Source organism: Shewanella oncorhynchi, assembly GCF_012584455.1.
Taxonomy (GTDB): Bacteria; Pseudomonadota; Gammaproteobacteria; order Enterobacterales; family Shewanellaceae; genus Shewanella; species Shewanella oncorhynchi.
Genome location: NZ_JABAEB010000004.1, coordinates 408,511 through 422,846 on the forward strand (window position 1 = coordinate 408,511; position 14,336 = coordinate 422,846).

A 14,336-nucleotide genomic window follows, 5' to 3' on the forward strand; every position below is an offset into this window, starting at 1 on the left:
ATAGCCGCTATTTTGCCGCCTTTGTCCCCATCGAGATAGTCACAAACTCAGATTTAGCGGCATTGAACGCTAAAAACAAAAACGGCCTCGAAAGTATCGAAGCCGTTGAATTACAGAGGCGCTCAGGTTAGCGCACTCAATACTGCTGACTATTTCTTATCGATTTGACCAACAAATAACAGTTTATCAAAGGTGCGGTTCAAGGTTTTGCTGGTGAATTCGTTCATCCACATTTGCTCAACCACAGCCACTTTATCGCCTTTGCTCACTTCAGTTTGAGGACCCGCGGCCCAAAAAGTGGTATCAGCTTCTTTAATCTGTACGTAGGTGTAACCACCACCGTTCATCGTATCAACAACAGTACCTTCGTGGGTGACACCCTGAGCCCAAGCACTTGACATGCCTAACGCTAAAGTCGCTACTGCCGCTAATTTTACCCATTTTGCCATCATGCCTGCGTTCCTTTTGTTTTGCTAATATGCTGCATTAAAGCACGCTAAAAACAATAAATCGCTAATCTCTATCACGAAATACAACACTTATCGCAAAAGCAGTATTTTTCTTAAAAGAAGGGAACTCATTTCAACAGCGGTTTTAGCATGCCTTCTAAGCCATTAAGTTTGATTTCGTACATTAGCGCTAATTGCTCACCAAGTTTCCCTTGAGGAAAACCTTGCTTATGGAACCACACCAGATAAGGTTCGGGTAATTCGAGCAACTTACGTCCAGCGTACTTACCAAAGGGCATTTTTTGATTAACAGCATCAATAAGGAGTTGCTGATCCATAGGTTGTTATCTCATGCAGAACGTCACGATAATCCTACGGATGCTACAACATAAGCGAACGAATGTCGCCGTTAACTACACAAAAGTAACTATATACCCAAGGGCTTAAATACGCGCTAGCTAACACCTAAAAGGCATTCTCACACGAATATTAAGCGATAATTTTTAACAGATTAGGCCCTAAATTAGCGCAGGGAGCATACTGAAAACCATATTCACTACATAAGCGCTCATGCTCACCATGGGCGGTCATACTGACACAAGTTCCCGCACTCGCATGGTCATCAACAAAGGCCATCACCCGCTCAAGTATTATCTTTGCTAGCCCGTAGGATTGGTATTCGGGTAAGACAATAAAATCTTCAATCATCAAATGCCCGGGCTTGTTGCCATAAACACACGCCGTTGCCAATAGATTAGACTTAGCGGCCCCAGCGCCTGCATGTTCCAATTCAGTCTTGTCACTTAATCGAATAGAGACCCAGAACAATGCCTGTACATCCGCAAGTTCAACGCCAATAGAAGGGAGGCCAACTGTGGCCCGCAGATTAAGTAGTTCATGAAATAACGGTGCAGTTTCAACGAGTTCAAACTTAATAGGCATAATAGTTTTGATATCCATTTGGCATCCCTTCTCCATGGTTGAAATTTCAAGCGATTTAGACGTCAGTCTATAGAGATGATAAAGCCAGCATTTGGCAGTTTGATGACAAGTGCCTCACCAAACAAGACCACTTTCGACTGAGAAGCTGATAATTTACTCAGATCAGCCAATAACATTTAGAAATATAAAATTAACATTTATACCAAGAAAGAAATAAAAAACTACACCCTAAGTCCTATGCACAGTTACCGATCACCACAAACAACCCTTTTAACTGACGGATAACAGATAAAACAATGTAAAACCAATAAGATAAAAACATTTTTATAAATCCCTCGTCTCATCTTTTTTGTCAAATTAACGGCATATGACCAGATACTGACAGAAAAACGCCTACGACAATTTAATTTAAAAGCGTCAAAAATCAGCCAATTGACCGAGATTAACATTAGGTTTACATTCGATTTCGGACATCAATGCGGATAGCTCCAAACTCATCAACTCGCTGCACAAGGGTCATCAAAAGAATTAAGGAATGCGTCATGATAGTCTTAATCGGTGGAGAAAAAGGCGGCAGCGGTAAAAGTTGCTTGGCCCAAAATATAGCTGTATTTCTAACCACAGAATGTAGCGCCTCGGTCATTATGGTGGACTGCGATCCCCAGCGCACTACCTCTGATTGGATCCATGCAAGAAACAACAATCCGCAACTTGCCAGCATCAATTGCGTGCAGCTTTACGGTAAGATCCGTAATGACTTACTCAGTCTTGAGCAACACTATGATGTAGTCATAGTCGACTGCGGTGGGCAAGATAACCTAGCGCTACGAGCAACCATGTCTGTCGCCTCTTACATTTTAATGCCCTTAAGACCTAAGCGCCGCGATTTAAAAACCGTATGTCATATGGACGATATCGTCGCGACGTGTAAGATGATTAATCCCAAGTTACGGGCTTCTTTTGTGATCACCCAATGTCCAAGTCTACCCAATCAAGCTAACCGAATTTTGGAGGCCAAAGAAGTCTGTAAAACCTATGATATCCATGTCCTTGACGCGATAACTTACTGTCGCAATGTTTATGATGACAGTGAAGAATCAGGATTATCGGTAATTGAAATCGAGCCCACAGGAAAAGCAGCCGAAGAAATTCGCACTATCGCCTGCGAACTATTCCAAGTCGATTGTGCTGCCAGCTTAGCCAATCTCCTACATCCCGCGATACACGCTCAGGGGGTGAGTCAAATGCATCATCATTTGACCAATCAAACTCAATCCACTCACACGACCACTCAACGAAGGGGGCAAAATGGGACTCAGCGATCTCAAGAAAAACGCTATGTCATCTAGCAACTTACAGCACTCGCTTTCGTTAGATGAGTTTATTGAGGCGGCAAACTTGTACGCAATGGGACAAAGTCTGAATAAGATAAAAAGCAATCTAGATCATAAAGCAGATGCAACTGTCACAAAAACACAGGCTCACAGGCAAATCACATCACAACTGACATGGCCCAGAGCCATTCCAATATGTTGAGCTTACACAACCAAAGCCTAGAAACAGACGTATTATTCCCGGCAAAAGTAGAAACTAAAACACACTATCGCAAAGCAACATTTTCCCTCAGTGAAGCGGCTATAACCCATCTTGCTACACTGGCAGAAGAAAGCACTATATCCAAATCAAAGCTGCTCCGACTCTTGATTGAACAACACTTCGACCTACCTATTGCCTTGAGGCAATTACGAGAACAACAACGCCAAAACCGTTAACGATTCACACTACTCCCACCCTTTTCCGGTAACTTAGCTAAGATCGAGTTACCGGCTTTTTGCTCAAAAAGTAAAAAACACAATAAAAACCATCATAAAATTGCGGCATAAGTTCTGATCCCACCTATCCTTAAATATACATAATGCTGAATTAATGATATTAACTCAGAGTCAATACGTAACATTAAGGTGTTATTTTTGTTAAACCGTATCAGATTTATTTTTCTTTGTTTAACCGCAGCGATAATGATGCCCTGTTACGCAGAATTTTCATTGGCACAAATCCCGCCGCTAACAAACAAAACACCTATCACTTTGGTCGCTGAAAAAGGATTTTGGACCGACTATTTAACCCAAGAAATGTTGCCTAAATTCACCGCAAAAACCGGCGTAAAAGTGCAGGTGGTCAGTACTGAATTAGAGGATATGTTTAACTTACAGACCCAGAATTTACTTCAAGGTTCAGGCAAATACGATTTACTTACAATGGAAGCGGGCTGGGCTAAAGAATGGGCTGCCAATGGTTATACAGTGCCCTTAATTGAACTCGCTAAACTTTACGATCCCGATGGCGAAAAGGCCATGGAGAAATACCTAGAACCCTATTACCCATCGCTACTTAACATCTTGTCCTATCAAGGTGAAATCCATGCTATTCCCTATAACAATTATGTTATGGGAAATCATTATCGAGCAGATCTCTTTGATAATAAAACTGAAAAAGCTCACTTTCTGCGTCAGTTTGGCTATCCACTCGCACCAGCAAAAACCTTAACAGAGTTACGAAATCAAGCTCAGTTCTTCACTCGTAAAGCAGGCACTATATTGGCGGATAAAATACTGACTCATGACTTTTACGGTCTAGCGCTAATGTCGGGTGATAAGCCCCATATTAACGATGAATTCTCTAGCATGATTTGGAGCTTAGGTGGCACTTGGATGCAGCCCGTCTATAACAGCCAGAAACAGATCTCCCATTTTGAAGTGCCTACCATCAACCATGAAGCCATTGAAGCGGCCAAACAATATCGCGAATTAATGCCCTATGCAGTTCCCGCTAACGAGCAGTTTGCTTTCAATGAAGCAGCTAATGCTATTGCGACAGGTCAAGCGGCAATGTGGCCTTTTGCCTACAATAATCTGTGGTATAAATCCTTTAAAGTTGAACAGAACATTCTCGGCGCGCGTCTAGCCGTAAGCCAAGTGCCTGGCGGTTATCCCTACAATGGCGCTTATGCCTTTGCCGTTAGCTACGACAGCAAAAACCCTCAAGCTGCCTATTGGCTGCTCAAATATATGGGCACCTATGAGGCACAACATGCCTATGCTATGGGGGGGGGTAATCCCTGTCGTATGGATGTAGTAACAGCCCCAGAATTTAAAGATGAATCTTTAAGAGGCATAGCTGGCGCATTTGAGGCAAGCCACATAGCCAATATGTTTTGGTCTACTAAGGTCTTATCCTTTGGGCATTTCACCAGTACTGCCATGGGACAAATTTACCCTGAACTCAGCCACGCCTGTTTTAGCGCAAGCCGCAGACCCGCTAACAGTGAAGATATTTTCATTAAATTAAGTGCAGAGATAAAACACCTCCAAAATACCTATGGAGAGGTACCTGCTATTGACAAAGAAAATAATGCCAAGCACTAAACCACTGAAAAGTTTGAAACAAAAAATAACCTCAGCCTTCTATATCATAGTGGGCATGGCGCTATTAAATGGTGTTGTCGCCATACTACTGTCACAGCAACTAAAATCAGAAATTGAACACTTAGTCGGGGTAGATGTGGTAAAAGTCACCACTGCGCTGCAACTGGCAAAAAACAGTGAAAAACTACAAATCATTACTGCACGCTTGAATAATTATTATGATGAAAAACAAAGAACTAGCCTGTTAGGCGAACTTTCCGCACAATGGGAATTACTCATCAATGACTCACGACTACTGGCCTCGATAGAAACTTCTACAGTCAATAAGCAAGAATTAAATTACGCCTTAGATACTCAACTGTATTACTTACAACAACTGCCATTACTCAACACGTTAACCGATACTGCCTTACAAGCCAATTCACAGGCAGCCAATATTCAAGCCAACTTAACGTCAATGGCGTCGGGATTTAGCGATGAAATGCAAACCCAATTTCAGCGTATCAATACGGACTCTGAACGTCAGCTTAAGCTGAAAAACGTTGACCAGATTGCTTTAAATATCAATACCAATCAGCAGCTATCTTTATTTAGTCATCTAGGAGAACACTTATTTACCCAGTTAACTCAAGTGAATATCATCGACAATCTGGTTGAACTAAACCAAACCCAAAGAGATGCTATGCGACTGCTGTTAAGCATGGAGGCTATGCTTGATAGTATCGGTGGCGATAAAAACTTATATTTGAATTTGTTATCACAAATAAAACAGACCATGGTCGGTGAAGACAATCTCTTTGAACTTTCTCGCAAAGCGATTAGAAGCACTCATATCGCCAATGCGCATTTAGAATACCAAGCTGATGCCGCACAAATCGTTGCGACCTATACGCAGGATCTCGTTAACCAAGTTGAAAATGAAATTCAGCAAACAGGCCGCGAACTTAAAAACGATAGCACCGCATTTATCGTATTGATTTTCTGCAGTGGCATCTTATATTGCTTCTTCATCTGGCTCACCAGTTGGCACTTTATCACTAAGGGAATCATCAAGCCTGTCATGGCGACTCGAGATGCAATGAATGCCATTGCCAATGAAAAACTCGACGCCAGAATGCCTGTCACTGATAACCTAGAGCTCCAGCAAATGGTGAGCTCCTTAGAGACATTAAAAAGCTACGCAGCTCAGGTTAAAGGCATGGCCGAAACCGACGGATTAACTGGCTGCTATAATCGCCGCTATTTAGATTTACAACTCCAAAAAGAATTAGAGTATGCAAGAGACCACAACATGCCCCTAGGTATAATTCTGTTTGATATTGATAATTTTAAACAATTTAACGACAGGTATGGTCATGTCGCAGGCGATCAATGTCTTAAGACAATCGTTAATGCCACCAAATCGATCTTGAAACAACCCACTTACATGCTTGCCCGCTATGGCGGAGAGGAGTTCATGATAGTACTGCCATCGAGCAATCTCGAGGAGGCATATCATTTTGCTGAAATATTACGCAATAAAATCATCAGTTTAAAAATACCACATGAAGACTCCCCCCATGACGGCATACTGACCATCAGCGCTGGTATTACTTGCTGGGAGCGATCACAACCTATGGATACGAATAGCTTAATTAATCAAGCTGATGAGGCTCTCTATCACGCCAAACTAACAGGTCGCAATCGTACAGAGACACGACTAAACCAACCAGTTCGCTATTCCTAACCATAAAATGCGGCAACTGTTCAGTTTCTTTTTTCACCAGAGGATTGAGTTACGCTGACTTCACCCCCATTAGCTAATACTAAGTTAATCAGGATAAAGTCAGGGAAGTATGCTCGCTATTGTTATCACGCTTATCCTAGGAATTGGCGCAATTATCTGGCTACTGTCGAGTCGTTGGCGCAAGACCTTACATCGTCGACGAGTCACGATGAAACCTTTTCCAAAAGAATGGCGCAGCATTCTCAAAAAAAGACTGCCTTACTTCCATGCTCTACCCGCAGATCTACAACTGCAACTCAAACGGCATATCCAAATTTTCATCGATGAAAAAGTCTTTATCGGCTGCGATAATTTTGAGATCACGGATGAAGTAAGAGTCACAATCGCGGCCCAAGCATGTCTACTGCTACTCAATCGTAAAACCGACTTTTACCCCAAACTGAAACAGATTTTGGTCTATCCCGATGCCTTTATCGTCAATAATCAACATAAAGACATTAGCGGTATCGTGTGGGAACAACGCAATGTGCTAGCAGGGGAATCATGGGAATACGGTAAAGTTGTGCTCTCATGGAGAAATACTCTAGACGGCGCCGCAGATCCCCATGATGGTAATAATGTCGTAATCCATGAGTTTGCCCATCAGCTCGATCAAGAAGATGGCCAAGCCAATGGCGCACCCATTCTGCAGCATTTTGCCGACTACAGCACTTGGTCTGAAGTGCTAAGTAGGGAATTTACCCAATTACAACACAGTGCAAATTTTGGCATGCCCTCATTATTTAATTATTATGGTGCGACTAATCCCGCTGAGTTTTTTGCCGTCATCACCGAAGTCTTTTTTGAGAAACCTGGGGATTTTTACCAACAACACCCAGACTTGTATCGGGAACTGAGCCGCTTTTATCAACTCGATCCGATAAACTGGCATTAACCCATAAAAGTAGAGGCACGCAAATGCTCAAAGACACTCATGCATTCTCAGTTAAAGGTTCCAATATTCATCGCGCTACCTTGGGGTTACTGCTCAGCGCGTTAATGCTTGGCGGCCTTAATGTAAGCGTACAGGCACAGGACTCGCCAAAACAAAGCGCTCAAACGACTTCGAATCCTGATCAACAAGCGGCGGCTCACGTATTAGATTTACTCAACCAATATTCAAGCGATGCCAATTGGGATAAATATTTTGCCCTGTACCGAAAAGACGGCATTTTTATTGGCACGGATGCGAGTGAGCGCTGGGGAATGGCGGAATTTGAACGTTACTCCCGCCCTACAAAAGGTTGGCGCTATGATTTAACTGAGCGTCATTTAATCCAACACGGCAATGTCATATTGTTTGACGAGTTATTAAATAGTCCAGCCTATGGCGTCAGTCGAGGAACAGGCACTTTAATCAAAACCAATGGCAACTGGGAAATAGCGCAATACCATTTAAGCTTTCCCATTCCTAATGAGGTAGCCAAGCAAATAACTGCCGAGATTAAAGCCGTAAACAAACAATAGAGCAGCACTTCCAAAAATACGGTTTGAAAGAGTGCAATTTCGAAAGAATACAGTTTGAAATTAAATCACTAAAAGTAATCACTTAAGTTATACCACTATCTCAAAGACACAGTAAAACACACATTCGCCAATTGGGAGAAGTGGATGAAACTTTGAAAATCCACGTCTTCAAATGCCCTTTCCGAAGGACCCCTATCCGCGTAGTAAAACCCGATCACTTTACTATCGACTAATAATGGTGCCAATAAAAAGCCTTGACGTGACACATGTTGCGCTTGTAATTCTTTACACTGCTCTTGCCATTTCTTAGAGCTAGGATCATCTACCCAAAGCGGTAACTTATGCTCCATCGCTTGGTAAAATAATCCCCGCCTATCGCTCAAATCGATAATAAACTCTTGCTTAATGGCATCTGCATCACGACCTAATATCACCCTAGGTTGAAGTTGTTTACGGCTTGGCGACAATAACAGCACGCCGCACCGGTCAACGCCAACGCCCTCAAGTATACCTTCGAGAACCGTTTGCATGATTTGGTTAAAATCGGCTTTATTAATGGCGAAGCCTGTTAATTCTCGTAGCTTAGCTAACTGAATATTCAAGTTAACTTGATAGACAGGCATATCTAACGGAATGGGAAGTGGAACAGGTTTAACTGTGACCATACGCTTAGGATCTGGTAGATAGTCTAGCAACACCTTAGCACCATATACTTCAGCTAACTTATGGGTCGCATTCGCGCAGCGTTGCATCCGCACCATAAACTCATTTTCTTCTAGTCCAGTAAAACTCGCCGCTTGCGTGATACGTTTCCCTAATTCCTGCTTATCAAGATTAGGTTGAGATAAAATATCGCAGAGCTTATCCGCAATAAAAATAGACCGAATTTCAGGTCTTTGGTCTTCAGGATTATTAACTGCATGGACCAACAGTTCTCCCAATCCCCAATTGCGGGCAATACTTTGAGTTAATAGTGAAAAAGAAGTGCCAAGGGCTTCGCGTGTTATACTTCGTTCCTCTGCTGGCGTTGCACATTCACGTAGTTTTAGATCTAACTCTTCGGTGAACTCACCACCAATACTCCAAAAAGCACTCTCACCTATGTGATACAGCAAAGAGGCTATAAAAGCTTCCTCCTGCATTTCTTCGTCATAATGGCTCAACATCATCCGTGCAATCATGGCGGCTTGAAATGCTTTAGCCATCAACTTTATTAATCTTTGATATACGTTAGGTGCCAAATTTTTACTCTCTAACAAGCTTGAGAGTAACTTGGCTGTGATACAGATATTTCGCACCGCATCGAAACCAAGCACTATAGCCGCTCGGCTGACAGTAGAGATTTGGCTACTACCTTTATGGTAAATAGCGCTATTAGCAACTCGAAGAATACGAGAGGTTAAGGCGTTATCGTGCATCACGCTACGCCCGAGTAATGCGAGAGAGGAAACGTCATCCTTGGCGAGCTTTTCTAGCGATTTAACAGTCGAACACAGTGCTGGCATTTCCAATTCACTGATCCGATTTGTCCAATAATCGACCCCTTTATTAGTATTGTTATTAGGCTTCAACCTAAAGTTACCTTAGCGATATAATCTTGTTGTTTTTAGTATAGATAAACGCAAACATTTCGCCTGTTGTCTAAAGCTTGTTTTAGCAAATCATTCATTAATTGCTTAATAATTCAACATTAAGCAATATCTGCCTATAAAAATGCCCAAGACAAAGCTCGGGCATTTCAGTAAAACAGGAAATCAATCCACACTTAGGCTTTGAGGTACTGCTTAACAACACGCAACACTTTATCTATGTCCTGACGGCTGACATCTTTATGAGTCACAAGCCGAAGCGTACGCCCTGGGCTTATCAGGATGCCTTCCGCTCGACAGTGTTTAGCCAATAAGTTCGCATCAATATGGGGTGCTAATGTAGCAAATAACATATTAGTTTGTACTGCGGCTAAATTGACCTCGAACTCACTGAATTCTGCCAACTGCCGAGCTAAGTACGCTGCATTGTCATGATCTTCACTAAGCCGTTGTACTTGCTCAGTTAAAGCAAGCTTACCCGCAGCGGCAAGTATCCCAGCTTGACGCATGCCACCACCAAGCATTTTACGCCAACGAATGGCTTTCTTAATCAAGCGTTCATCACCTAAGAGTAATGAGCCAACTGGCGCGCACAATCCTTTGGATAAACAAATCGACACTGAATCAAAGTGCGCCGTGATATCACTTATCGCGATATTCTGCGCCACCGCAGCATTGGCAACTCGCGCACCGTCTAAATGAATTTTTAATCCGCGATTAAAGGCTAATGCCTGCGCATCCGCCAAATAGCTTTGCGGGAGAACCTTACCGCCAATCGTATTCTCTAAACTAAGCAAACGAGTACGAGCAAAATGGATATCATCAGGCTTAATTGCGGCTTCAATGTCAGCTAATGCAATAGTGCCATCTAATTGATTCATTAAAGGTTGAGGTTGAATGCTGCCTAGGACAGCGGCGCCGCCGCCCTCGAACTTATAATTGTGAGCCTGCTGACCGCACAGGTACTCATCTCCACGATCACAATGGGCCATCAAAGCCAATAAATTTGCTTGAGTACCCGAACAGGTAAATAATGCACTTTCAAAGCCAAACATCTCCGCAGCCATATCCTGCAAACTATTTACCGTAGGGTCATCACCGTAAACATCATCACCCACTTCGGCTCTGGACATGGCTAACCGCATGGCTGCTGTTGGCTGGGTAACAGTATCACTGCGTAAATCTATCATCTTGTCCTCAACTTAAAGTTTGGTTGGCGCATAATGGGCTCAAGACTCTAGCGCTAAAGGCTTATTTTGTATAGTTTATCGTCATACTTGTCGACAAATTTACCGATGTAGAACCTCGCATATACTTGAAGCAAGTATCGACATACTGACATCTACTAATAAAAACATAAATATACTCAAGATCTTGCCGATATCTATCTGTCGATGTATAGACGCTTGTACGCGTTTAGCTTGGCGAAAAGAGTCTTACTCGTTAGAATGCCACACTAAGATGGTCATGCTACAACAATGCGATCGCTTTAGTAATTTTGACTAATACTTATCGTTCAATAGGTGATTTGTAGTGAAAAACTCCCAATCTCGATGGATTCAGCTAGCGCTTTTGCTATTAAGTTTAAGCCTAACATCACAGGTATTTGCTTGGTCTGACACTGACCGAGATGGAGTGCCAGATATCAAAGATGCCTGTCCTAACACGGAGCCAAATACACCTGTTATGGCTAATGGTTGTGTGGAAGAAATCGCTGTGGAAATGACTGCATCACCAGTTTGCGATATGAGTCATTCAAATGCTGAGTTAAACACAGATTGTCATAATATTTCTGCAGCTATGGTGTATTTTGAATTTGCCATTGCCGAGGTTGACTTTTCTCAATGGAAAACTTTAGCCTTAGTAAAAGCATTCTTAGAAACAAATGATGCTGAATTAACCTTAGTGGGCCACACAGATATCGTTGGTACACCAGAGTTTAATTATCAACTATCACTTCAGCGAGCTCAAAATGTAAAACGTATTTTGGTTGAAGATTATGGCTTTAATCCAAATCGCTTTACCGTAATGGGTAAAGGTATATCTGAACCTGTAGCGGACAACCGTTCTAGCGAAGGGCGCAGTTTAAATCGACGAGTAGAATTTATCGTCAATAATAAATAGTTTTTGTTAGCGTATATTTAGGGAGTTATTCAATGGAAAACCTCGAAGGTTTATTAAAGCAAGCACCAGATCTGATTGTGACTTATGGCTTAAAAACATTATTCGCCATTATCATCTTCTTTGTTGGTAAATACTTTGCGGGCGTAGCACAGAAGCTTGTTCGTAAATTACTGAACAGCCGTAAAGTTGATCCGACAGTCGTTTCATTTGTCGCGAACCTCGCTTGGGCAGTGGTATTTGTTTTCGCGGTTATTGCTACGTTAGGGCAAATTGGCGTACAAACCGCATCACTGGTAGCCGTTATCGGTGCAGCAGGTTTAGCAATAGGCTTAGCGCTACAAGGTTCTCTGTCTAATTTTGCATCGGGTGTGTTAATGGTGTTATTCCGCCCTTGCCGCGTAGGTGACTATATTGAAGCTGCAGGTATCGCCGGCACTGTTGATGAAATAACCATATTTTCAACCAAGCTCCGCACTCCTGATAATAAAGTTATCGTAGCGCCAAACTCATCTATCATGAATGGCACTATCACTAACTACTCAGCGATGGATAGTCGTCGTATCGATTTAGTGATTGGCGTATCTTATTCCGCCGATATCGCACTCACTAAAAAAGTATTGACCGATATTTTAGATAACAACCAGTATGTGTTAAAAGATCCAGCATATACAGTTGGACTTTCTGAATTGGCTAGCTCTTCAATCAATTTCGTGGTTCGTCCTTGGGTAAAAACATCTGATTATTGGACTGCACGTTTCCAACTGCTTGAGCAAATAAAAAATGCATTAGACGCTGCAGATATCGGTATTCCATTCCCACAAATGGATATCCATGTCAAAGAATTACCGCTAAGCAAATAACAATTAATGGATAAAAAAGGTCGGTAATTACCGACCTTTTTTATGGTTCTACGCATCATTTTAGCGTACCTTAATGGACAGATATTAGCGAAGGCACAGATATTCATGTGTGAGGAAATCCAATGCAAAAATATGTTTCATTTTTAGCCGCAAGCTGTATTTATAGCCTAGTTCTGATGAGCCCCAATACACTCGCCAGTGAGAAAACACAGGTTTTAATGGGTGAAAAAACAGTCACCTTAGAAGGGAAAAGACCAAAATTGTCGCAAATGGCGCCGGGGTTTAAAGTCGTTGATGAGCATTTCACGCCAGTGATGCTAAGTGATTTTAAGGGTAAAACTGTACTGATAAGTGCCGTGCCAAGCCTAGATACAGGTGTTTGCGCACTGCAGACGAAGCGCTTCAACAGCGAAGTTGGCCATTTTTCCGATGACGTCATCATGCTAACGATCAGTACCGATTTACCCTTCGCACAAAAGCGTTTCTGTAAAGTGGAAAACGTAGATAAAATCAAAGTGCTATCAGATAGCGTGTGGCGTGATTTTGGTGAAAAGTATGGTTTGTTAATTCAAGATTACGGCTTGCTGGCTAGAGCCATTTTCATAATAGATGCAGAAGGTAAGCTCCAATACCAAGAGTTAGTACCAAACATCACAGAGCATCCTAACTATGATGCAGCCCTTGAAGCCTTGAAAACCCTGCAAGCCCAGCAGTAATTCACAGCTAAAAACAGGGCAGCCTTAGCTGCCCTTTTGTTTAACGGTTCTATTTCTACGATTTGGTTTTACGATTTAATGTGTATGCTGATCGCCACAGGATTGGTAGTCAAAGGTTGGCATAGACCAATGATATCGCAGCGCCAACATCCGTAAGCTAAAACCAACGCTTAGACAAATAACCAGATTAATCCATTCCGTTAACTGATAGGCTTTTAAGACGATATACAAGCCTGCCGTCAGTAGTGAAATCACCGCATAGAGTTCTTTCTTAAAAATCAAAGGCACTTGGTTACACAGAATATCGCGGATAACGCCACCAAAGACACCTGTGACCAATCCCATGACTACGGCAATTGTTGGGCTAAATCCCAGCATTAACGTCTTTTGTGCGCCCACGATGGAGAATACGGCTAAGCCTAAGGCATCAATAGCCAAAAATAACTTAGACAGATAACGCATTACAGGGGCGATAGCGACAGTGAGCAAAGAAGCGAATGCAATCGCAATAAGGTAATGCACATGCTCAACCCAAATTAAGGGGTAATTTCCGAGCATCATATCCCTTAGTGTACCGCCACCAATTGCCGTTGCGCAGCCAATGATCACCACACCAAACAAATCCATCTGCTTGCGGCCAGCCGCCAGAGCGCCCGTCATCGCCTCGGCAATAATCCCAATCAGCCAAAGTAATCCAATAATCTGCGTCTCATGCATCTTTGCTACTACCAACAACTCAAAGAATTGATTCTGCCTGATAACCTCTCAGTTCTATAATGATTTTATTTTGAATTCATCATTAGAAAAATTAATTCATCATCTTATTAATAATCTGATGCAGATTCCTACAACCTTATTAAGTTATAGAATAAATATTATACAAAATAGCTAGTTATAAAAATGTTACCTTCACATTGTCATCTATGAAAATAGAATTTTTAATAAGTATTAATAACGTAAATCCAATCAGATGATAAATAACTGCAGATCATCTAATAC

14 protein-coding genes and 1 pseudogene are annotated in these 14,336 nt (G+C 42.2%); 9 read left to right on the plus strand and 6 right to left on the minus strand.

Annotated features, from left to right (window positions below; genetic code table 11):
* Positions 1 to 149 precede the first annotated feature (149 nt).
* The 3 genes from HGO26_RS08520 to HGO26_RS08530 all read right to left on the minus strand — a co-directional run bounded on the left by HGO26_RS08520 (position 150) and on the right by HGO26_RS08530 (position 1,409).
* Positions 150 to 452 carry a hypothetical protein gene (locus HGO26_RS08520; protein WP_006082493.1) on the minus strand — a complete coding sequence of 101 codons (303 nt, stop codon included), beginning with the start codon at positions 450 to 452 and terminating at the stop codon, positions 150 to 152.
* 125 nt (positions 453 to 577) lie between these two features.
* Positions 578 to 787, minus strand: a complete 210-nt coding sequence (locus HGO26_RS08525) for a DUF3820 family protein (protein WP_006082494.1) — start codon at positions 785 to 787, stop codon at positions 578 to 580.
* 151 nt (positions 788 to 938) lie between these two features.
* Positions 939 to 1,409 (minus strand): GNAT family N-acetyltransferase, encoded by a 471-nt coding sequence (locus tag HGO26_RS08530; protein ID WP_105251887.1) that lies wholly within the window; start codon positions 1,407 to 1,409, stop codon positions 939 to 941.
* Positions 1,410 to 1,933: 524 nt separating this feature from the next.
* Between HGO26_RS08530 and HGO26_RS08535 the strand changes: the two genes are divergently transcribed.
* The 6 genes and pseudogenes from HGO26_RS08535 to HGO26_RS08560 all read left to right on the plus strand — a co-directional run bounded on the left by HGO26_RS08535 (position 1,934) and on the right by HGO26_RS08560 (position 8,048).
* Entirely contained in the window at positions 1,934 to 2,740 is an 807-nt protein-coding gene (locus HGO26_RS08535) for a division plane positioning ATPase MipZ (protein WP_168824543.1), read from the plus strand.
* Positions 2,700 to 3,163 (plus strand): annotated as a pseudogene (locus HGO26_RS08540) (CopG family transcriptional regulator). Before HGO26_RS08535 ends, HGO26_RS08540 begins: the two are co-directional and overlap by 41 nt.
* A 249-nt stretch (positions 3,164 to 3,412) precedes the next feature.
* On the plus strand, positions 3,413 to 4,816 hold the full coding sequence (locus HGO26_RS08545; protein WP_168824622.1) for an ABC transporter substrate-binding protein: 1,404 nt from the start codon (positions 3,413 to 3,415) through the stop codon (positions 4,814 to 4,816).
* A complete protein-coding gene (locus tag HGO26_RS08550) occupies positions 4,803 to 6,542 on the plus strand; it encodes a GGDEF domain-containing protein (protein WP_168824554.1) in 1,740 nt (579 codons plus the stop codon). Before HGO26_RS08545 ends, HGO26_RS08550 begins: the two co-directional genes overlap by 14 nt.
* A gap of 109 nt (positions 6,543 to 6,651) precedes the next feature.
* Entirely contained in the window at positions 6,652 to 7,476 is an 825-nt protein-coding gene (locus HGO26_RS08555) for a M90 family metallopeptidase (protein WP_168824556.1), read from the plus strand.
* 23 nt (positions 7,477 to 7,499) lie between these two features.
* Positions 7,500 to 8,048, plus strand: a complete 549-nt coding sequence (locus HGO26_RS08560) for a nuclear transport factor 2 family protein (protein ID WP_168824558.1) — start codon at positions 7,500 to 7,502, stop codon at positions 8,046 to 8,048.
* Between the two features lie 95 nt (positions 8,049 to 8,143).
* Here the strand turns inward: HGO26_RS08560 and HGO26_RS08565 are convergent, their stop codons facing one another.
* Together HGO26_RS08565 and ltaE are read right to left on the minus strand one after the other, a co-directional pair.
* Positions 8,144 to 9,619 (minus strand): HDOD domain-containing protein, encoded by a 1,476-nt coding sequence (locus HGO26_RS08565; protein ID WP_113939427.1) that lies wholly within the window; start codon positions 9,617 to 9,619, stop codon positions 8,144 to 8,146.
* 194 nt (positions 9,620 to 9,813) lie between these two features.
* Positions 9,814 to 10,827, minus strand: coding sequence for a low-specificity L-threonine aldolase (gene ltaE, locus HGO26_RS08570; protein WP_168824560.1), 1,014 nt, complete (start codon positions 10,825 to 10,827; stop codon positions 9,814 to 9,816).
* Positions 10,828 to 11,170: 343 nt separating this feature from the next.
* On the opposite strand from ltaE, the gene HGO26_RS08575 reads away from it, so the two are divergent.
* From HGO26_RS08575 to tpx, 3 genes are all read left to right on the plus strand, one after another.
* Positions 11,171 to 11,761, plus strand: coding sequence for an OmpA family protein (locus HGO26_RS08575; RefSeq protein ID WP_105251879.1), 591 nt, complete (start codon positions 11,171 to 11,173; stop codon positions 11,759 to 11,761).
* Positions 11,762 to 11,793: 32 nt separating this feature from the next.
* Positions 11,794 to 12,621 (plus strand): mechanosensitive ion channel family protein, encoded by an 828-nt coding sequence (locus HGO26_RS08580; RefSeq protein WP_028761273.1) that lies wholly within the window; start codon positions 11,794 to 11,796, stop codon positions 12,619 to 12,621.
* Between the two features lie 122 nt (positions 12,622 to 12,743).
* On the plus strand, positions 12,744 to 13,337 hold the full coding sequence (gene tpx / locus HGO26_RS08585) for a thiol peroxidase (protein ID WP_105251878.1): 594 nt from the start codon (positions 12,744 to 12,746) through the stop codon (positions 13,335 to 13,337).
* A gap of 75 nt (positions 13,338 to 13,412) precedes the next feature.
* Here tpx and HGO26_RS08590 read toward each other — a convergent pair whose 3' ends face one another.
* A complete protein-coding gene (locus tag HGO26_RS08590; protein WP_168824562.1) occupies positions 13,413 to 14,054 on the minus strand; it encodes a trimeric intracellular cation channel family protein in 642 nt (213 codons plus the stop codon).
* Between the last annotated feature and the right edge of the window lie 282 nt (positions 14,055 to 14,336).